This window comes from Micromonospora sp. CA-263727 (assembly GCF_050942455.1).
Classification (GTDB): Bacteria; Actinomycetota; Actinomycetes; order Mycobacteriales; family Micromonosporaceae; genus Micromonospora.
Window position 1 is genome coordinate 6735086 of record NZ_CP192031.1, and the last position, 19437, is coordinate 6754522.

Annotated in this window: 17 protein-coding genes and 2 pseudogenes; 13 read left to right on the top strand and 6 right to left on the bottom strand. The window is 64.5% G+C overall.

Going from position 1 to position 19437, the window contains the following annotated elements:
• The first annotated feature begins 39 nt into the window (after positions 1-39).
• The 9 genes from ACQPYA_RS29670 (at position 40) to ACQPYA_RS29710 (ending at position 7040) form a co-directional block, all read left to right on the top strand.
• Positions 40-828, top strand: coding sequence for a reverse transcriptase domain-containing protein (locus ACQPYA_RS29670; protein ID WP_433530294.1), 789 nt, complete (start codon positions 40-42; stop codon positions 826-828).
• Positions 829-945: 117 nt separating this feature from the next.
• Positions 946-1428: a formylglycine-generating enzyme family protein gene (locus ACQPYA_RS29675; protein ID WP_433530295.1), complete on the top strand. Its 483-nt coding sequence runs from the start codon at positions 946-948 to the stop codon at positions 1426-1428.
• Positions 1425-1910 carry a DUF6884 domain-containing protein gene (locus tag ACQPYA_RS29680; protein ID WP_433530296.1) on the top strand — a complete coding sequence of 162 codons (486 nt, stop codon included), beginning with the start codon at positions 1425-1427 and terminating at the stop codon, positions 1908-1910. The genes ACQPYA_RS29675 and ACQPYA_RS29680 overlap by 4 nt, the downstream gene beginning before the upstream one ends.
• Before the next feature lie 2 nt (positions 1911-1912).
• Entirely contained in the window at positions 1913-2947 is a 1035-nt protein-coding gene (locus ACQPYA_RS29685) for a glycosyltransferase family 2 protein (protein ID WP_433530297.1), read from the top strand.
• A complete protein-coding gene (locus tag ACQPYA_RS29690) occupies positions 2944-3876 on the top strand; it encodes a radical SAM protein (protein ID WP_433530298.1) in 933 nt (310 codons plus the stop codon). Before ACQPYA_RS29685 ends, ACQPYA_RS29690 begins: the two co-directional genes overlap by 4 nt.
• The gene (locus ACQPYA_RS29695) at positions 3873-4460 is read left to right on the top strand and encodes a phosphoribosyltransferase (protein ID WP_433530299.1); all 588 of its coding nucleotides are present in this window, start codon (positions 3873-3875) and stop codon (positions 4458-4460) included. Before ACQPYA_RS29690 ends, ACQPYA_RS29695 begins: the two co-directional genes overlap by 4 nt.
• Positions 4457-5554 (top strand): glycosyltransferase family 4 protein, encoded by a 1098-nt coding sequence (locus tag ACQPYA_RS29700; protein ID WP_433530300.1) that lies wholly within the window; start codon positions 4457-4459, stop codon positions 5552-5554. Before ACQPYA_RS29695 ends, ACQPYA_RS29700 begins: the two co-directional genes overlap by 4 nt.
• Positions 5554-6426 carry a 5'-3' exonuclease gene (locus tag ACQPYA_RS29705; RefSeq protein WP_433530301.1) on the top strand — a complete coding sequence of 291 codons (873 nt, stop codon included), beginning with the start codon at positions 5554-5556 and terminating at the stop codon, positions 6424-6426. The genes ACQPYA_RS29700 and ACQPYA_RS29705 overlap by 1 nt, the downstream gene beginning before the upstream one ends.
• Positions 6426-7040: a PIG-L deacetylase family protein gene (locus tag ACQPYA_RS29710; RefSeq protein WP_433530302.1), complete on the top strand. Its 615-nt coding sequence runs from the start codon at positions 6426-6428 to the stop codon at positions 7038-7040. Before ACQPYA_RS29705 ends, ACQPYA_RS29710 begins: the two co-directional genes overlap by 1 nt.
• Positions 7041-7268: 228 nt before the next feature.
• On the opposite strand, the gene ACQPYA_RS29715 is transcribed toward ACQPYA_RS29710, so the two are convergent.
• From ACQPYA_RS29715 to ACQPYA_RS29730, 4 genes are all read right to left on the bottom strand, one after another.
• Positions 7269-8672, bottom strand: a complete 1404-nt coding sequence (locus ACQPYA_RS29715; protein WP_433530303.1) for an Eco57I restriction-modification methylase domain-containing protein — start codon at positions 8670-8672, stop codon at positions 7269-7271.
• A 574-nt stretch (positions 8673-9246) separates the two neighbouring features.
• Entirely contained in the window at positions 9247-10020 is a 774-nt protein-coding gene (locus ACQPYA_RS29720; protein ID WP_433530304.1) for a protein NO VEIN domain-containing protein, read from the bottom strand.
• Positions 10013-11932: a DEAD/DEAH box helicase gene (locus ACQPYA_RS29725; RefSeq protein WP_433530305.1), complete on the bottom strand. Its 1920-nt coding sequence runs from the start codon at positions 11930-11932 to the stop codon at positions 10013-10015. The genes ACQPYA_RS29720 and ACQPYA_RS29725 overlap by 8 nt, the downstream gene beginning before the upstream one ends.
• On the bottom strand, positions 11929-13410 hold the full coding sequence (locus tag ACQPYA_RS29730) for a hypothetical protein (protein ID WP_433530306.1): 1482 nt from the start codon (positions 13408-13410) through the stop codon (positions 11929-11931). The genes ACQPYA_RS29725 and ACQPYA_RS29730 overlap by 4 nt, the downstream gene beginning before the upstream one ends.
• Positions 13411-13619: 209 nt before the next feature.
• On the opposite strand from ACQPYA_RS29730, the pseudogene ACQPYA_RS29735 reads away from it, so the two are divergent.
• From ACQPYA_RS29735 to ACQPYA_RS29745, 3 genes and pseudogenes are all read left to right on the top strand, one after another.
• Positions 13620-14079, top strand: a pseudogene (locus ACQPYA_RS29735) (IS1380 family transposase); the annotation flags it as partial.
• Positions 14080-14223: 144 nt separating this feature from the next.
• The gene (locus ACQPYA_RS29740) at positions 14224-14706 is read left to right on the top strand and encodes a hypothetical protein (protein WP_433530307.1); all 483 of its coding nucleotides are present in this window, start codon (positions 14224-14226) and stop codon (positions 14704-14706) included.
• Positions 14697-15359: a hypothetical protein gene (locus tag ACQPYA_RS29745; protein ID WP_433530308.1), complete on the top strand. Its 663-nt coding sequence runs from the start codon at positions 14697-14699 to the stop codon at positions 15357-15359. The genes ACQPYA_RS29740 and ACQPYA_RS29745 overlap by 10 nt, the downstream gene beginning before the upstream one ends.
• Before the next feature lie 132 nt (positions 15360-15491).
• On the opposite strand, the gene ACQPYA_RS29750 is transcribed toward ACQPYA_RS29745, so the two are convergent.
• Both ACQPYA_RS29750 and ACQPYA_RS29755 read right to left on the bottom strand, forming a co-directional pair.
• The gene (locus tag ACQPYA_RS29750) at positions 15492-17216 is read right to left on the bottom strand and encodes a hypothetical protein (protein ID WP_433530309.1); all 1725 of its coding nucleotides are present in this window, start codon (positions 17214-17216) and stop codon (positions 15492-15494) included.
• Between the two features lie 692 nt (positions 17217-17908).
• Positions 17909-18043: pseudogene (locus ACQPYA_RS29755) on the bottom strand (IS110 family transposase); the annotation flags it as partial.
• Between the two features lie 380 nt (positions 18044-18423).
• On the opposite strand from ACQPYA_RS29755, the gene ACQPYA_RS29760 reads away from it, so the two are divergent.
• Positions 18424-19416 carry a hypothetical protein gene (locus ACQPYA_RS29760; RefSeq protein ID WP_433530310.1) on the top strand — a complete coding sequence of 331 codons (993 nt, stop codon included), beginning with the start codon at positions 18424-18426 and terminating at the stop codon, positions 19414-19416.
• The last annotated feature ends 21 nt before the right edge of the window (positions 19417-19437 follow it).

Sequence of the window (19437 nt, forward strand, 5' to 3'; positions counted from 1 at the left end):
CAACCGGTCCCACCTGTGCAGTCCCGGGCGCACTCCCTCATGCCGTACCTGGTGGACCTGCCACACCTGGTGGCGGCGGCCCGCCTGTGCATGCGCCGTGCCGCCGCACCGGGTGCTGACGGCCTCACCTGGGCCAGCTACCGCAACGGGCTGCGAGCGCGTCTCGGTGAGCTGTCCGACCGGCTACAGACGGGGACGTGGGAGCCGGCCCCGTTACGGCACGTGGAGATCACCTCGTATTCGGGCAAGGTGTTCCCGGCGGTTATCCCGACGGTGGAGGACCGCATCGTGCACCGGGCGATGCGGCGCGCAGTCGAGCCGATCATCGAGCACCACGTCCTGGCGGACTGGGTGTCGGCGTACCGCCCGCGCCGCAACCGGATCACCGCCTTGCGGCAGGCCGAGCAGCACCTGGCGGCGGGACGGCAGTGGGTCGCCGATGTCGACGTGGCCGGTGCCTCGGCAGGCGGCAGCACCGAACAGTTCGTGAATTGGCTTGCCGCCCACGTCGCCGACGGCTCATTCCTGCGGCTGTTCCACCGCGCCGTCGAGGCGTTACCGACGCCGCTCATTCCGGGCAGCGGCCTGTGGCCGGTGCTGTTCCACCTGCGCATGTCCCAGGTTGACACCCTGCTCACCGGCTGGCCGGTCGTGCGGTTCGCCGACAACTACCTGATTTTCACGACGGACGAGGCCAGCGCGGTAACCGCGTTCGAGACCCTCACCGCCGCCTTGGCCGGGGTGCAGCTGCGACCGCACCCGCGTAAGAGCCGCGTCCGGCCACCGCATCAGACCAACACCGAAGACCTGTTCCTCATCGACGGATAAGGGAACTTACCGATGACCATGACGTACACCGGAGCGCTCGCAGGTCCCCGTACCGTGCGCTGGGTACACGTCCCTGCCGGTACCTGCCTTTACGGCGACGTCCGCAAACCCCGTCCGGTGCCTGATCTCCTCGTCGCGGAGACGCCGCTGACCGCCGTGCAATGTGGTGTCGGCGACACCGACCTGCCGGTCACCGGCATTAGCTACGACGAAGCCGTCCACCTGGCCGCCGAAGCAGGCGGGCGCCTACCCACGTCGGTGGAGTGGGAATGGATCGCCGCCGGACCGAGTCGCCGCCGCTACCCGTGGGGCGACGAACCGTGGACCCCTGACCGTGCCCTGCTTACGGGGGCCGGACAGTCCCCACGTGCCGCACAGCCGGTCGGACGGTACCCGGCGGGTGCCGCGCCGCACGGTGTGCTGGACCTGGCCGGCAACGTCTGGGAATGGACCAGCGGCAACGCCATGGGCCGAGGAAAGATCATTCGCGGCGGCTCGTACGCCTCCCCGCCGCTGTACGCGCACACCACCTTCCTCAACACCGCCCCCGTCGAACGCCGCAGCCCCGGCATCTCCGTGCGGCCGGTACGCACCCTATGAACCTTCGACGCCTGCAACTGGCCCATACTTCCCATGCTGATCGGGATGAGTTGATCATCGTCGGCTGCTCGGCGGAAAAGACACCCACGGCTACGCCGCTGCCTGCCCTCGACCTCTACGACGGTGGCTGTGTACCGCACCTGCGTGCCCGGCTCGGTCACCTGCCGCACCAGCGCAGCCGGGTGCGGTTCCTGTCCGCCGAGCACGGACTCGTCACCGCCGACACCCGGCTACACACCTACGACCGTCCCCTCGACCCGGCCCGCGCCGCCGCACTGCGCCCGCGCGTCAGAACACAGCTGCAAGCCGACCTGCACATAGACCGCATTCCCGACGACATCCTCGTCGTCGCCGAACCGCTCTATCTGGTGCTGCTCGCCGACCTCCTCGCCGATCCACACCGACCGCGTATCCACTGGATCGCTGACCACGCCGCGGGCTGGCCCGAGGCCGCCAGGGTCCTCGACTCGTGGGGGTGGTGAGCGTGCCCGCCACCCTCAACGAAGTGCTCGCCGCCACCGCCAACGACCACCGCCACATCACCACGACGTTTACCCACCACACCGGCCTGGACTGGCACGCCCCCACGCCACCGCAACTCGGCACCGACGCCCGGCTCAGCGTCATCATCCCCGCCTGCGACACCGCCCACAGCCTGCCGGCGGTCCTCGACGCGCTCGCGAGACAGCACACCGCGGCGACCGTCGAGGTGATCGCGGTCGACGACGCCTCCACCGACGCCACCACCGAGCTGCTCGCCGCGCACCCGCGCGTCGACCGGGCCGTTCGTCTCCACACCCGCTCGGGGGCGGGAGCGGCCCGCAACGTCGGAGTTCATCTCGCCACCGGCAACACGATCGTGTTCCTCGACGCCGACATGGTCCTGCGGAACCACGTCCTGGCCGACATCGCCGCCCGAGCCCGGCACGACACCGTCCTCGTCGGCTTCCGCAACAACATCCCGTACCTGCCCGACGCCAACGGCTACCCCGTCGTGCCGCCCGGCGAACCTGACCTTGATGCGGACCATCGAGTGCGATGGACCCCACCGGCAGGTGTGCCGATGCTCTACACCGGCCAGGTCTACCCGGCGGCGTTCGTCGGCAGGCCGCTACACGACACCCGGGATTTCCTCGACCTCGGTAACGGCCGCCCGTACTACGACTGGGACCTGCCCCGCATGGTCGTGACCGCCCTCGTCGCCGCACCTCGCCGCGCGGTGCTGGACGTCGGCGGCTTCCACCCCGGATTCGATGCCACGGGCTGGGGCGCCGAAGACACCTACCTCGGCGCAACGCTCATCGGCCATGGCTGCCTCGTCATTCCGCTGCGGCAAGCCCGAGGTTGGCACATCGACCCGCCCGATCCTGCCGCCGTGTGGACAGCCAAGCTCGCCGGTGTCGCACCCCGAATCGCCCTCTACCGGCAGCTCTGCGAGCAGCCGACGCCCACTAGCCGCGCCGCTGACCTGGCCGATCGCGCCGACAATCTTCTGCGGAAGGCAGAGACCCTGCGATGATGCGAAACTTCGCCGCCCACGGCGACCTCATCCACGACCCGGCATCTGGGATGACCCACCGCGCACCCACCTCGATCGGTAGCGGCCGGATCACCCTCGCCCAGGCCACGGTGACCGGCTGGCCACCCGTTGCACCCGGCGACCTCGACCGCTCCACGCCGGACAGCATCTGCTGGTCGCCGATAGTGCGATGCAACCTGCACTGCCCGCAATGCCTCGACGACATCAGCGTTCGCGAGGCGGGGGCCACTGATCGGCACCGGTTGGCCCACGTCCTTGCCGATGCCGACGTCCTCGGAGTTGACGTCTCTGGCGGTGAGCCGCTGCTACTGCGGGACCTGCCCAAGCTGCTGGACATCATCCGGAGCGGGGGCCGTAGCGCCGTCTCCATCACTACCAACGGCTGGCATCTGGCCCGACGTGCCGCCGAGCTGGCCGGGCGTACCGACGCCATTCGGGTCAGCCTCGACGGCCCCGACGTGGCCCGCCATGACGCCATCCGAGGACCGCTCAGCTTCGCCAGAGCCGTCGACGGCATCCACACCGCGGTTGCTCTGCGCGTACCCGTACAGATCCAGACCGTGCTCATGCGCCGCACCGCTGGCTACCTGCAAGAAATGGTTGACCTCGCCGCCGGGCTCGGGGCCTGCGGGTTCACCGCCCTGCAGATGCTGCCCATCGGTGCCGGCACCGACCTGCCCGACGAACTGCTCAGCGACGACGACGCCTTGGCGCTGTTCGCCGCATTGGACGTTCCCGACCGGCTCAACATGCGGCTGCGTACCCGCGACGTCGCCGGCAACTTCACCGTCATCCGCGCCGACGGCCGAGCCTGGCGCAACGACAGCAACGCCTTGAACATCGGCGGCCTGCACCCCCTGCGCAACGCCACTGACCTCACCCCCACACCCCGGGAAGGTACCCCGTGAACGCCCCAGCCGCGCACCAACCACCTGCCCAGCCGCGCACGTTCCGTCAGCAGCGGATTCTGCGCATCCAGCTCGACGCATACGAGCGGGCAATCGAGGTACTGGCCGACTCCGTCCGGCAGCGGCACTGGCCTATCACCGCCACCATCGGTATCGCCAACGGCGGTCTCGCACCAGCACGAGGCATCAGCGAACTCCTGCACGTCCCGAGCTATCACGTCAATGCCAAGCACAACCCCACCGACGCCACCTACACCGAAGCGACCGGCATCGTCACCTACGACCTCAGCCCCCTCACCACCGGCGTGGCCGCACGCAGCCTTGGCGGCACCGTCCTGGTCGTTGACGACATCTGCGGTACGGGTGCCACCTTCGCCACCCTGGCGCCCGAACTCACCGCATACCTCGGCACGGAGGTGGCCCTGCCCACCGTGTCCTTATGCCGCAACGCCGGAAGCACCATCTCCCCCGACCTGTGGGTCTGGACCGTCGATGACTGGGTTTGGTTCCCCTGGGAACCAACGCCTACCGCCGAAACAACGATCGAAGACCTGCCGATCCCCGGCCACGTGCAGACCGCATGACCATCGCGTTCGTCCTCGCCTCCTGGCGGCCCGATGCCCCGGCCGGGATGGAACGTGCGGTCATCGCGCACGCCACCAGCCTCCAGCAGATCAACGCCGAAGCCGTCATCGTGACCGCCGACCCGACTGCGCCAATGGTCTACCGGAAAGTGCCCATCGAGCGGCTGCGCAGCCTCGACGTGCGGTTCCCTTGCGACGACGCCACCCTGCGCACGGCGATCGGCGCATCCGCCGCAGCAATCAGCGAAGAGCTGAGGCGGCTGTTCCGGCGACGTCAGGTAAGCGCCGTCGTCTGCGTCGATGCCTTGTGGGGACTCGGCCGGGTCATGCCGCCCCACCCCGGCATCCGCAACGTCCTCGCCGCGCACGTCGTCGGCCACGACGCAGACCTCCGAGCGGCACTGGCCCGCAACCCGGACGCGATCATCGCACCCTCGGCCACCGTGCTGACCGAGGCGGCAGCCCGCGGCTACGACAGCAGCAACTGGAGCATCGTGCCGAACACCCTGCTCACCGCGCCCGAGCCCCAAGCCGACAGCCACCGCGAGCACCTCCGGGCCAACGGCCCCGTTCGCATCCTTGCCAGGCTCGGCCCGGAAAAGGGCGTCGCCGAACTACTCGAAACGGTCACCGTCCTCGACCGGCCCATCGAGGTCGCGCTCGCCGACGCGCCGTTCGAGCCAGCCGCCGGCAGCCAAGAACACGTTCGCCGCACATGCCGAGACCTGGCCGCCGAGACACCCGGCGTGACCCTTCTGCCCGGCCTCGCCTGGCACGAGGTCTCGCCCTGGCTCGCCGGTGCCAGCGTCGTGATCGTCCCGTCCCGCGCCGAAACGTTCGGGCTCGTCGCGCTGGAAGCCATGGCCGCCAGCACCCCCGTCGTCGCCTACGACGTCGGGAACTTGCCCCACCTGATCGGCAGGGGCGGCGTCATCGTGTCGCGCCGGTCCCGTCCCGGCGGCCTGTGGCGTGCCGCCCAACGCCTGCTGACCGACCCGATAAGCTACGCCGCAGCATCACGGGCCGCGTACTACCGCTCGCGGGACTATTGGCCCGCCCTTGTCGCTAACCAACTCTTGAAGGTGGTGAGCTGATGGGCGGCTCCGTCCTGCCATCCGCACCCGAACCGTGCCCGCTCCTGCTCGTAGACGGACACAACCTACTGTGGGGCGCGACCTTCGGCTTCCCCGCCGAAATCCGCTCCCGCGACAAAACCCGCCTACTCACCGGCGTATTCGCGTTCTTCGCCCTGCTCCGCGTCGCCATCCGCGACGACCTCACGCACCAACCCGAGGTCATCGTCGTGTTCGACGGCCAGTACGGCGGCAGCGACCGCAAAGAACTCGACCCCAGCTACAAGGCCCAACGACCCACCGACGAAGCCGCCCTCGCCCCAATCCAATTCCTCCCAGACGTAAAACGCGGCCTCGACCAGCACGACATCGCCTGGACCGAACTCGACCACGCCGAAGCCGACGACGTCATCGCCACCCTCGCCCACAGAACCCCGCCACCCCGCGAAATCGTGATCATGTCCCGCGACCGCGACTACTACCAACTCGTCACCGACCGCGTCCGCGTCCTCAACACCAAGATGCATCCCGGTAAGCGGTACATCGACCCCACCGACGTCTACGCCCGCCACCAGGTCACACCCGCCCAGTGGGCCGACTTCCGCGCGCTCACCGGCGACCCCGCCGACAACATCCCCGGCATCCACGGCATCGGAGCCAAGACCGCCGCCGCACTTCTTGCCGACGGCATCACCCTCGACGAGCTGGCTGCCTCCGACCGCCTGGACACCGGCCGGGGCCGCCTCGTTCGCGAACAGCTAGACCTCGCCCGAAAGTGGCGCGACATGATCCGCCTCAACCACGGGCTGGACGTTCCCGTCGCCCCTACCGGCGAGCGGAGTCCACACCTGCCCGCACCGGCGGAGGTCGTCGAGGCACTGAGCCTGTGGTGATGTCCAACTACGTCCTGCTCACCGTCATGGCGCACCCCGACGACGCCGAACTCTGGGCCGGCGGCACCATAGCCCGCCACATTCACGACGGAGGAACTGCCGTCATAGCCGTCCCACACCACGACGACGTCCGCGACGCCGAGGCGGCAGCCGGCGCACGCATCCTCGGGGCCGACCTCCACCTGATGGGCCAGATGTCCGTCCCGACCGTCGCCACCATGCTCAGGGAGGTCCGCCCAGAGGTCCTCATCACGCACCCGAGCAACGACATCCATCCTGAACACCGCCGATGCGCCGAAGTAGTCCTCAGCGCGCTACCCGACGTCGTCATCACCACCGGCCATCCAAAGCGGGTCTACCACAGCGACGGCTACAACAACCTCGACCAGTACGGCCGCCCGCTCGACCTGCCAACCATCATCGACGTCAGTGCCCACTGGTCCACCAAGCTCGACGGCCTCCGCGCACACGCATCTCAGCCCATCTTCGATCACTTCGGACCGATGGCCATAGCGCTCGGGCACCTGCACGGGCATCGCATCAACTCCCCGTGGGCCGAGGCATTTCGCACGGTGCCGATCCTCGGCCGACTGCCAGCCGCATCCACCCTTTGACTACCGCAGAGTCAGGCCGAGTCGACCGCAGCATCGATCGACCTCCAATTCCGATCTTTTGCCGCGGAGCAGGATGCTAACTAGCGCCCGTGCGGTTGCGCGACGACGTGGATGCGGGCACGCTCTCTGAGTTGCACGTCGGACCATCATGGTTGCTATAGCGACCGATCATCGGCCGGGAAGATCATCGTTCGTTCCTTCGGAATCGCAATCCTCCGCATCGGATGGTCAATCGGGCAGAGAAGCCACAATGTGCGCTGGTACGCGGACCTGCTTTAGCGCTCCCGGCTCCAACTTTACGAGACCATCGCCGTGATGATTTCTCGCTGCGGCACGCATTGCCTGTTGACCCTCTTCATTTCGCAGCCAGCCGGCGAGGCTCTCAATGGCGCCAGCGAGAAGCGGCTCTGACCGGCGGTTTATTCGCAGTCCATACAGGGTGTTTGTGGGAATGGCTCCGACGGTGTTTACGACGATTCGGAAATGTTCTTTCCCCATAGGGCCGACAAGGATGTCAGGCACAGAGATGGACTCCACTGTGTACCAAGGATCGCGCACGTCACACAAGTGCCTTTTGTGGATTAAAAGCTTTTCGCCTTCGTTGATAAGATTCTTAATCTTGGGATCCTTGATGCTGTCGGCGTCTAGATTCAGGAGCCAGCAGCGTATACCACGCATACTCAACTGAGAGTGCTCGAAGTCGTCTAGGTAATCTCCCTCAAGGTCGCGGAGTTTGCTGATGGCGGGAACGCAAGCGCTAGGGGGGAGATCGTCCGCTTCGGACCTCGTTCGAAGGAAGAACGAATTGGCCCCAGTAGCTACACCTCGCCGAACGGTAGCGAGGACGCCGAGCGGTGTATCCGCGATTGCGCCGAGGCGAAGTGGTTGAGGAACAGCAAGGAGTTTCCGAGGGCTGAAGCTAGCCGGCGTTCGGCCAATTCGTTCGATCTCGTTCACGGTGGTCGATCGGAAGCCCGATTCAAGATCGCCGGATACCCGCACGACCTTCATCCGCTGACGTCGGTTCCTTTCCGGCCCGACGTAGAGGACCATGGCAGCTACCTGGGCTCCCGGAAAGACGTTCAGATCATTCGGAAAAAGGTGCAATTCGGTTGGGCGTTTGACAACGGACCACAGATTTTGCCTAACGGGACGTGCGTAGTCCGCTTCGAGCCAATTTGCTGGTAGTAGAAGGCACAAGGCATCTGAGGGTTTTAACGCCGCCAATGATGCGGCAAGGAAATAGGTCGATAGTCCTGATCGCAATCCGGGGGCAAGACTGCCAACCGCTGCTTGTGCAGCAGCCTTTTCGGTTGCACTCATCTGCTGATGTCTGGTGTAAGGCGGATTTCCCATCAACAGCCTGGGGCCGTTAAGATCTGGCCATTTCGTAGTGAGCCATTCAAGGAAGTTTTCATGCCGCACGCGAAGCCTTGTGCGGGACTTTCCTGGACTACGCCCAGCGAGGTCAGGACGGACGGCCAGCAGGCCAAGGGTTACCAGATTGACATCGACAGCATGAACCTCAGCTTTGGGCCACCACTTTAGGGCGGCTACTGTAAAAGCTCCCACTCCTGCACCCGGGTCGGCGACTACGGCCGGCTGCGATAGCTTCTTGACGATGCCACGCATGTAGTCCAGTACGGGGCCAGGCGTGAAGAACGTCCCGAGCAAGCGGCGGCGAGGACCAGAAACAATCCGCTCGTAAATCAAGGCAAGGGGATCCGTGTCGTCACGAAAATCGGCACACAGGGCATCGATTAGCTCTGGGCTAGGCTGTGGTGCGTCAGCTAGCCAGCGTTGTACGACTGCCGGGAACCCCTCTGTCCGAACTGGCTCTTTCGATCGGGTAACCAGTGCGGCGGCGACGCCGCCTAGCGCTGCAAGTTGTTGCCTTTCATATAGGTTAGCGCCGGGAACCACCGCCTGCGGTATGGGCGACAGCTTTTGCGCGCGACACCACCGTGCTACCTCCGAAACTGACGCCGGCCATACTCGTAGTTTCCTCTCGGCCGCTGCAAGGCTCTCGCCGCTGGTGCTGGCAGAGCTCGAAGTTTCGTTGTCCTGGGGCGACAAGCGCTTTGTCCTTACGGGGAGGTAACTCTGGGTCATCGCGGGCTGTACAAGACGTGCTCGCCAGACGCCAAATGTGTCGGTGATGTGCGCGAATTTTACGGGAATGGCAATCTATGATCAAGCTAGTCTGTCAAACGGGATCGGGTATCCCTGTGGTCAGCACGCTTCTCGGAAGAGTGACCATGGCTTCGGTCCATCGACCGTTCCGGTCGAGAGGCAAGTAAGGTTCGAGCACCGCCGCGCGGCACCAACCCAAGTCATGTGACGTTGCTGTGACGGCGCAGCACACTAGTGCCCATCTATTGCTCCGCTTCCCGACTTCGTACTCATTTCTGCTGATGAAGAACCGGACGGTAGGACCAGGGGGAGCGGTTTGGCCCTTAACTTCAAGCTGACGGGATGGCCCAGCAATTGTTGGCGCTAGTATGTCGAAACCGAATGAGTCTGAGATGAGGCTTACCCGCCTCGTCTGGTCGGCCAAGTCTCCCCGACCAAGGCTCCGCAATTGCGAGCGACAACCTTCTAGGACGATTTCCTCTGCCGCTGAACCGATCTCATTTCTGCGCTCATCATCGGACCTGTACTCGGCGGCGGTGAACGAATTTGTGCCCTCATTCCATTGCCAACGGATAACGCCGAGCATCGTCGCGAGCACGCCGACAGCATCTTCATCCTGGAGCGCAACAGTATCGCGCAACGCCGTGCTAGGCATAAGGATTTGTGCTTCACGCCGTAGCAGTCCAGCTGACAGGAGCGCCTGCTCGGCGCTCCTAAGATCGGCAGTCCGATGAATGCCATTGGTCACCGCATGGGCGTAAGCCCGGGCGACCGCTGTCACGTCGCTGCCCGTGGCGTCAACGGTGCGCGCCACATACAGCACTGCACGCACCTGATGATCAGTCAACGACGGATGGTTCATTGTTTCGCGCGTCGCCTAGAGCCTGAAGGATTTCCTCAAGGTCTTGCGGATCATCGATCAACTCTCCGTAATCGTCGTCATCGGGCAACGCCATCTGGACGAGGCCGGGATCGTCAAGCATCCGCGACAGTCGGCGTGTTTTCTCCTCGACGCGTCTGTTGACACGCTCGTCGATCGTCCCGTCGGCGATCAACAGGGTTACGGTCGTCTCGACGTCCTTGGTCAAGCCGAGCCGATGGATGCGATCTAGCGATTGGAGATACTGTCCGGCGTTGAACGTGCGGTCAATGTAGATCGCGTCGTGACAGACCTTGTGCAGACTTACACCTTCCGACATTGCTGCGGGATTCGCCAGGAGCACCATGCATGATGGATCGGTGCGGAAGCGACGCAGCTCACGTTCGCGGGTACGGACCCCCGGCTGGGCATCCTCGTCGCTAGGGATGGCACCGTAGATTACCGCTGGCGACAGCGCGGCGAGCTGCATTTCCAGCGCGAGTAGATTGTCCGGGAAGTTGGACCAGACCAGGGTTTTGCGGCCCTCCGTGGCATTGCGGTGCACGATGACGCAAGCCCGCTGGATCTTGGCAGGCACCTCATGATCTGCGTATGTCTCGACGAGTCTGGCAAGACTACTGCCCGGCGGTATCGCTAGCGGTGGATAGCGATAGCTCTGTGTCTGATCTGTCCCCCGGGCGAGTAGTCGAGGGCTAGAGGCGGCCTGCAACAGATACATTGTCACCTCGCCCATCTGCGAGAACATCGCACCGTCGCGCCGGTCGAGGTCAAACATCCCGGCATAACGATTTAACATCGCATCGTAGATGTCCTTCTGTAGCGGACTCAAAGCAACGCGTGCAGTTCTCACCGTGACGTCTGGCAGACTCAGTTCGCTCTTGTTCGTGCGCACGTAGATCGGTCGGATCGCATCCGCGACCGCTGCCATCGCGTTCATTGGAGGTTCCTGTTGCAATGCTTGCCGCGGCAGGCGAGAGGATACGCGGCCACCGGGCCAAAGGATATCCAGCAAAGACCTCAGGTCCCGAGGATGGTTAGGGGCAGGCGTGCCAGTGAGAATGTCCCGGCGAGCTGCAAGTGGCGCAAGGTCTAGCAAGGCTCTGCCCCAGCCGCCAGATGCGCCTCGCTTCGCGCGGTGCGCTTCGTCGACGATTAAGTGCACCGTCTCGCGGGTCATCCAAGCTGACAGGCGATCGACGGCATTGGGCAGCCGCTGATAGTTGACGAGTATGACGTCGCTGCGGGGGATGGGCCCTCCGCGCCACCTCGACACCGACATCGGCGGGTCGATAATGGCCTGTGCCTCCTCCTCCCAGGCATCGAAGGCTGACAAGGGCGCAACGACCAAAAGCTTCTCGACCCGTCCTTCTCGCTGCATATGGAGATGAACCGCAAGAGCGACGGTTGTCTTGCCGGCACCTGGAACTGAAAAGTTGGCTCCATGAGCCAGCGCGACAAGCTTGTCGAGATCGCGCTGCTGGAACTCGCGTAGTTCACGGGTTAGCCGCCGCCTGGAAGCAGCGAACTCTCTCGCCGGGATGGCGTCCGAAATCCGGGCTCGGGCGGACTCGGGGATGGCACCCAGTGAACTCAAAGCTCGGTTATCGTCGGCAATAGTGCGTTCTAGTAGACCGCGGACCGCCTGGTCCGGCTCGATTCGGATGTTGTGCCGGCGGAGTACGCCTCGTAGCCCGCCGCGTCGCCCTAGGAAGGTTTCCGGGCGAACGTGCATCGCTTGTCCCGGCCGCGGCAACTCGTCGGCGAGCAGCAGGCCGATCTCCGCCCACTGTTCGTCGGTCACCTCATGCCGCTCCAGACGGATGCGGACGGGAGTGCCCGACAGCGCCAACGTCAGCCGTGGCTGCGACAGCGCGGTCATCCGGCACCTCCGACCCTGGCGTTCGGGCTGTGTTGAGCGAGTTTGGCCTGGAGTTGATCGAGGACCTCTTCGACCTGGCTGGCGGTCATGGCGACGCGTTTCCACTGGGCGGTAAATCCTGGGTCGTCGCCGACCTCGTCGAGTGATTCCAACGCGGTCTTCAGGGCGTTGCGGGCCCGCTCAAGTTCGGCGATAGGGCGATTGAGGCGACCGCCGGCCTGCCGTCGCCGCCTAACTGAGTCGAGTGCCGCCACTACGCCCCGTCCGACCGTATCCAGGGCCTCGGTGCCAGTCATGGCAGCGCCGTTAGGCAGATCGATGATTTCGTCCCCGGCCTTGTTGGCAGCCAGGACGAAGTCGAGAATCGCATCTACCTGGCCTGTTGCGACTGGCTCGGGATCTTCCGGCTCCTCCCCGAGGAGGTCAAGACCGAGATCGTCGTCGCTTCCATCTCGCTGCGGAGGTGCGAGCGGTTGCGTGCCGCCTGTTGTGGGTGGTGGCACCCTGATCGGGTCGTCCTTGGATCCGACGCCTTCCGGATCACTTACGATGAAGTTCAGATCTTGGTGATCCTCCAGCATGTCGACTAGGCCGTCACGCTCGACCCAGTCATCAACGGCAAGCCGCAGCTTGTGTACGGAGCTTGCCTTGGTGAAGTACGCGATGAGCCAGCGCTTGATATGCAAATCACCAGCGCGGTGACTTTCGCGGTTGTCGATCGCCTTCACGTCCCGCAGTAGCTCCGACCAGTTCTGCCGACGGTCTCGGTCGGAGGTAGCGACCTCGAAGGCCGTCAGCGGAAGTGGATCACGCAACAGTTGGCGGGCACGATGCATGAGCGCAAGGATCTCTCGGCTCTCGCGGACGTCTTTACCCTTTGTGCGCAGCACCCGGGCGATCTGCTCATCGGTGAAGCCCTCGTTGAACAGCCGTTGGATCATCATCAACTCGCCGACGAGCTGGTATTTGTCCTTCAGCTCCACCTGCTGCTGCAGCACCATCTCAAGTTCGAGCAGCTCTTGGTCCGTGATGCCGGCCGGCAGCACGGCGACCCTCAGCGTTCCGGCGGGCCCTTTCCCCTCCCGCTGTAGCTCCCGAAGGAGGACGCACCTCGTGTTAGCATTGATCAACTTTCCCGCGCGAGTTATTACGCCCGGCTGCGTCTGGCCACCCTCCTCTAGAAGGTTTTCTTTAAGGTCGGCTGCCTTGCGATGCGCATTTCGAACCAGCTGAGCGACAATGCGCTGCGCCTCGTCTGACTCCGGGCTAGCACGAACGAGAGCCCGGTCCGGGTGCTCCTCCAGTTGAGGCGCGATGCGAAAGCTGTCGGCGTTCAGGAGCGGCAAGCCCAGTGGTACCTCGATGACAGGCAGCACCTTCGAGTTTCGCAAGGGGAGACGTACAGTCTCCGGGTCGGCTTCGCCCTTATGGTCTACCAAAGCTTGCAAGATGTATTGCTGCCTGTTGCTTTCTGTCACGAAGCGCTCCAGATCATGGTGGGGGTCTTCGGTGCCGTGCCGAGCGAGTTGCCGCCGGGGCTTATTGTGCACGTGCCGTCTGACACTTTTGTCGTGCGGAGCGCATGCCTGGGTGAGACGGATTCGCGACAGCGATGCGGCCCCTCCCTGGGTGCGATCGTACGTGGGCTCAAGATCGCCCCGCTGCGGCCCGCTTCCCTTGGCCGCCCATTGGCCGTGTGTTAGCCGGTGGCGCTTTGAGCGCGAGCATGCTGTCGATAATATCGCGATTCTTGCCCCGGATGGTCAACCATGAACCTTGCCCAGACGCTGGGGCCGGGCCTCCGCAGCGCCGGAGTGCCGTGGACCTGGCGGTGATGCTTGCCGACGGTGGCCAGGCCATTGCCGATCTGGGTGTCTGCGTGACCAGAGCGGCCAGTTCGGGCCTGGTGGCTTCCGACCCGACGGCCTGGCGACTGTTGTCACAGCTCGACGAGACGATGCTGGCTGAACTACGCGCCGCCCGAGCTGATGTCCGTCAGGTCGCCTGGGCTCAGCATGCCGAGACCCGCGGGCCCTCTGCAGCAAACGGCGGTGGCCGGGCAGCCGGTCGGCGGGCTGGTGCTGGACATCGATGCGACGATCGTCATCTGCCACTCCAAGAAGGAAGCAGCCACCTCCACCCGGAAACCTTCGGGTACCAGCGATCGGAGCCATGGCATGGCGCTGTCGCCACATACGGACAGCACGAACGCCCCGAGGAACAGGCTATATCGGTAAGGTCGAGCGCCAGCGCCGGCGAAGCCGGACTGGCGGGCGGAAGGGAGCGGGGTCGTGGTGCAGGGGAGTGCCGAGGTCGTCGACCAAATCATGAGGACCCTTGACCGAGAACTACCAGACATCGCAGGGCAGATCCGTGAGGAGATTACCCGGGGACGCATGGTGAAGGGATCGAAGCTGCCGGACAGCATCCGGCAGGATCGGCAAGATGCCCTCAAGGCGCAGCGCCTCGGGCGCATCGGCAAGGACGAGCTTGCCGAAGTGCCGTACACCGGCGACGAGAGCCTTGCCATACTCTTCGACACACTCCTCACGCTGGCGCACAGTTTGACAGCGAACCGGCGGGCGTTGCTCGGCTTGCTTGTCGATCACGGCATCCAGAGCAACCACGTTACGTTCGCCCAGCCGGACGAGACGCAAACGGCCGAACCAATCAGCCTGCAAGTCGAGGGGGAAGCCGGACGAGCAGAGGTGATGTTCGGCCGAGTGAAGAGCCTCATCGGACCGGCTCGTGATGAGGTCGGCGCATGGCACTGACCAAAGAGGAACTGATCGCCGCAATCGAAGAGGCGATAGGCGTGCTGCGCACGATATACACAGACGCTGCACGAGAAGCTGATCTGTACGAGGCAGCCCTGCTCGCCGTTGCAACGGAAGCCGCTGAGGCTGCTGGAGGCGACTGCCTGATCACCAACGACGGCGTCTCCATGGCCAGCAGCGCCGTCTTCCGTACGCAGCCCGGCAACCTGTACGCCGGAAATTTCACGTACGTGTTGGCGTCGTTCTCCGGAGGACGGCAGGTGGAGATTCACCTGGGCGTCTATGTCGCCGGGAAGTCCGGCGTCCTGCATGAGTGCGACGTGGCGGTCCTGGATCAGGAAGAAGCCGAACGTAGCCGCGTCGGATCTGTGCACCCGCGCAGTCGTAACCTCGTTGCGGCGGTCGAGGCAAAACATTACTCGACATCGCCGAGGCTTCGAGTCGGTAGGGAATTCATCGGCCTTGCCTCCGAGATGGGACCGGGCAAGTGCACACTCGCCTTCCCCGCACCCGGAGGCAGCAACATCATGCCGCTACTCGCGAAGCACCCGGGCGAATGTTTCGACGAGCTGATTCCAGGTACTCCCCCAGCTGATTTGATGCGTGGCCACATCACCCAGAAAATTAAGAACTGGATCAATCGTACGTAGGACGGCGAACTACGGAGCGCGGGCCAACCGCAAGAGGCGCCAAATGCGCGGCCAGGGCCCCGGCAAAGATGCTCCTATAGATGTCAAGCGTTATGAAAGAGTTGTCGACCCGGGGGCCTGCGCGGGCCGGCTTCAGAGCCGGCTCCGTAGGAACTCCATCACCTCGTGGAACAGGCTACTGTCGCCAATGTCGGTCACTACGACGGTTACGGAGGCAACCGCCAGCGACACGAAGGCAACCCACAGCGCCCGGCGGCCAGTTTTGGAGGCATCTACCGAGGCCCCCAGCGAGGCCACCGTCGAGAGGATGTCCCGGTAGTCACGGTCAGCAGCGGTCAGTTCCTCGAACCACTCTTTCTGACGCTTCCGTAGCTCGGTATTCATGTGGATCGGCTCGTCTTCCCGGTCGGAGTTGGCCTGGAAGCGTGGCGAGTACTCTACGGTGAACTCCGCCTCATTCTCAAACCGTGGTCGGGATTTCCAGGACCTCTCCAGGTCGCGCTGGACGGTCGCTACGTCGATGCTGAGGGTCAACAGTTGCTCGCGAAGGTCGTTGATGACCTTGGCCTTGAAGCGGCCATGCTGCGCCCGAGCACGATCCCGAATCAGCGCGTAGCGAGCCTCGACTGTTTCAAGCAAGTCAGATACGGCCAGCGTCACCAAGAAGCTCTCGATTGCATTGCCGTAGCGATGCGCTATCGCTCGGTTCGGATCGTCGCCGTAGCCAGTCATGTGGGTGGCGCTGTCCATGACAGCTTGACGCTGACCCCAAAGTGCCCACGTCCGGTCAGTGATAATGCCTCGCGCCATTGACGGCCGAGTCGGGACCAAGTGCATCTTGGGAATCTCAGCGGAGGTGTAGTGGTAGACCCCTGTCTCCGTGATTCCGAGCGCTCGGAACACATTGGCCTGGTCGCGGTCAAGGTTTTCTCTAACGTCAGTCGGGTCGTGCTGGTCCAGGATGAGCATGTCGATCAGCGTCTGAGGACTGTTGAACTCACCAAAGACACCATCGCAGCTCTCATTCATCCACTCCCGCGCCAGCTGGTGCAGGCGTTCCCGGGCCGTCTGCGTAACGTGGAACCCAGCCCACATCCGATCAAGTGCGTGAAGCCGCCCGTCTCGACGGGTCAACATCGGCTCGTGAGGCTGATGCCATACCTCATCGAGTTGTGTGGCACCCAACTCGGAGAGTTGGATGTGAGCAACAACGGCAGTTAGGCCGGAGCCAACCTGCATGGCCTTCAACTCGATGCAGCTGAACTCAGGCGGCAGTTGGGTACGCACTCCGCCGGGCATCAGGTACGTCCCGTTGACGTGCTGAATCGAGGCCATGCGCCACCATCCCCATCCCGTGCGAGCACGGGACTTCAGCAACATGTTGACGTTGGTGTCCTCGGCGCCAGACATCCAACGGTTCCGATCCCAGCCGTTCCTATGGATCGCCCGCTCCAGTCGGGCGAAAGCGCTCGGCGGGAACAGCTCAACCACCCAGATGCCCGGCATGTTGACGTGCTCATCAGCTGGCACTTGGAAGTCGTGCAGCCGATCAGTCGGGTCCCAGATTTTGTGTCGCTCAAGTGCGTTGAACTGACCGAGATCGACGGACCAGAGGTGGAAGGCGCGGAGCGCTGGTTTGGGAATGATCTTGCGCCACCAGGCGGTCTGGAGGAACCACAGCAAGTTGTATGGGAGATCGTACCAGCGGGTCCAGCGGTCGCCGATATACGGCACCTTTTCGAAAGCAGCTGAGGTCCTCTCGGAGATCAGGTCCAGTTGCGGGAGTGGAGTGTCGCCGTCGGCCGCGGGCGTCTCGGGTTGAACCTCAAGCGGTTCGACCTGCTTCTCGGTGGTCACGGCTTGCCCATGCCATTGAAATCATCCCACTGCGTCAGGGCGCGGGCACACGGCCTCCAGACTTCGGAGGTGTACGCAGCCATCTGACCTCCCTCGGATCGAGACCAAGCTTTCTGGCCGATTATCCCAGCAGCCTCCGACAGTCTCCGAAGCCGCGCGCCGAGTCCGAGTCGAATCAAGCCTGCTGTCAGACGTGCTCGGCTGCGGCGGACGTGATGGCGGTAGTTGTCGGGGTGGTGCCCCCGTTTACCCCCCGAAAACCCGTCCGAAGCAATGACAATTAGCGACAGCTAATGATCATGCGCCCGTGGTGTTTACGCAGGTCAGCGCGATAATTTGACGACGAACGACAAAGCCGAGACCGTCACGGTCGGTAAGCGTAGGTCGTCGGTTCAAGTTAGTCTGTTCTACAGCACCGCGAGGGTCCTGCCATGCGTCGCCAACCGATGGCGGCTCGCGCCCGTCCCTCGAACCGGGAGGTTACCCGATCGCGCGCCGGACCGCCTGACGGCCGGGGCACCACTCCCGAGAGGGGTCGGACCATCCAACGGTTGCGCTGGATGGCGGGCTGGCGGGCTTGGCGGGCCAGGTTCGGTCCAGGGCGCCTGGTGTACGTGAACGGCCTAGACGGCCACGAGGCGGCCGGCCGCCTGCGCTGGTTCGAGCTGCGCCCACGACGCCGGCATCGACTCGGCGATGAGCGCGTGCAACCGGGTGATGCCATCGAGGCCTTCTGGCAGCCGGGCGCGGGCGATGCGCCGTCCGTCGTCGCCGAGCAGCTCGACGTCGTGATGGTCCTCGGCCCAGTCGTCTCCTATCCAAATCACTTCTGCCTCCGTTGTGGATAGTCGTCGCGGTAGCGCAGAGGAGACGTCAGCGATCTCATAGTCAAGTGCTCACCGCATCGAGCCGGGGCACGTCATCCCATCAGCTGTTGCATCTCCTCACGACCAGCGGGCGCACGGTCTGCCGCAAGACCTCAAACGCGGATCCGATCCGAAGAGTGCTGACCCGCCAGCCGCTACTGGAGCCATCCTGCATCTGCAGGCTGACAAGAACCTATGAGATCCGGAGGTTGCTGGCCGCGATACAGCATGATCGCCGGTGGGGCTTTGAGCCGTCGGTTGCTGCCGTTCGGCGCGAGGCTGCTGTCAGCGAGCGGGGTTCGGCTCGATGGCGATGATCATGTTCGTTACCCTGGCTCACCGTGAGCTACTACGGCACCATCCTGATGACCCGGGCCGATGTGGTCATGACCAGGTTGCCGCACCTCGCGTCGATCGGGTATCAGCACCGGCGGCTGCGCGAGCTCGGGGACGGCTGGCAGGTTCTGGAGACGGCAGGATGGGATGACCCGCCGGACCTGGAACAGGCTGTTGGTGCGGCGGCCGGATGGTGGAACGCTCCGGTGTTCGGCGCGTACGTTGCGGATGTCTGCGCCCAGATTCACGGCGCGGCTACCGGCCTGGCCACCTGCTCGGGACATCTACCAGACGCCACGGACGTGGACTGCGGGATGCTGCACCGGCCGCCTGTAGCCGCTGGCGCCACTCTGGACGATCTTGAAGCGCACATCATCGACTGGGCCGCCGCTGCCGGCTTGACTCTGAGCACCGCCCGGCTCGGCCGCGCACTGCGATACCGGCAATCCCGGCAGGACAACTCAGACGGCCCGTGCATCTCCCAGGACGAGCAGATCTTCGAACTGGTGCGGGCATTCGGTTTCCCCGTGCTGCCCACCCCGCGGGCGTACGCGTTCGACCCGGACGACGCGCCCTTCGCCAAGGTGATCTCGGGTGTGTGGGGATTGGCCACGCAGGCCCGGTCAGCTGCCGCGTATCGCGCTCAAGGGGCCCAAGACGACCAAGCCGCCGACTGGGAAGCCGAGGCGATCGCGCTGGAGCTGGACGCCAATGCCGCGCTGTACGGCGGGGGGCATCCACTCGCGCAGCTGACCGCACGCGCCGAGTGGATCAGCGCGGCGTATCACGCGGCACGACAGGGCACACCACCGCCGCCGCGAGAGCGGAGCATCGACGGAATGCTGGTGACCAACCCCCACCGCATCACGTACGACCTAGCCCCGAGCATGGTCGCAACCCAACTGGCATTCAAGCGAGAGCACAAAGAGGCGACGCCGAACGGAAGCAACCCTTACGACCCGACAACCGGTCCCGGCCTCTGGCCGGACCTGGCCTAACTGCCGGCCGCTGCAGCAGCA

Excerpts from the sequence above, each read along its gene's own strand:
- ACQPYA_RS29690 (WP_433530298.1), top strand. The coding sequence starts at position 2,944 with ATGATGCGAAACTTCGCCGCCCACGGCGACCTCATCCACGACCCGGCA.
- ACQPYA_RS29680 (WP_433530296.1), top strand. The coding sequence starts at position 1,425 with ATGAACCTTCGACGCCTGCAACTGGCCCATACTTCCCATGCTGATCGG.
- ACQPYA_RS29710 (WP_433530302.1), top strand. The coding sequence starts at position 6,426 with ATGTCCAACTACGTCCTGCTCACCGTCATGGCGCACCCCGACGACGCC.
- ACQPYA_RS29745 (WP_433530308.1), top strand. The coding sequence starts at position 14,697 with ATGGCACTGACCAAAGAGGAACTGATCGCCGCAATCGAAGAGGCGATA.
- ACQPYA_RS29715 (WP_433530303.1), bottom strand. The coding sequence starts at position 8,672 with ATGCGTGGCATCGTCAAGAAGCTATCGCAGCCGGCCGTAGTCGCCGAC.
- ACQPYA_RS29670 (WP_433530294.1), top strand. The coding sequence starts at position 40 with ATGCCGTACCTGGTGGACCTGCCACACCTGGTGGCGGCGGCCCGCCTG.
- ACQPYA_RS29700 (WP_433530300.1), top strand. The coding sequence starts at position 4,457 with ATGACCATCGCGTTCGTCCTCGCCTCCTGGCGGCCCGATGCCCCGGCC.
- ACQPYA_RS29705 (WP_433530301.1), top strand. The coding sequence starts at position 5,554 with ATGGGCGGCTCCGTCCTGCCATCCGCACCCGAACCGTGCCCGCTCCTG.
- ACQPYA_RS29725 (WP_433530305.1), bottom strand. The coding sequence starts at position 11,932 with ATGACCGCGCTGTCGCAGCCACGGCTGACGTTGGCGCTGTCGGGCACT.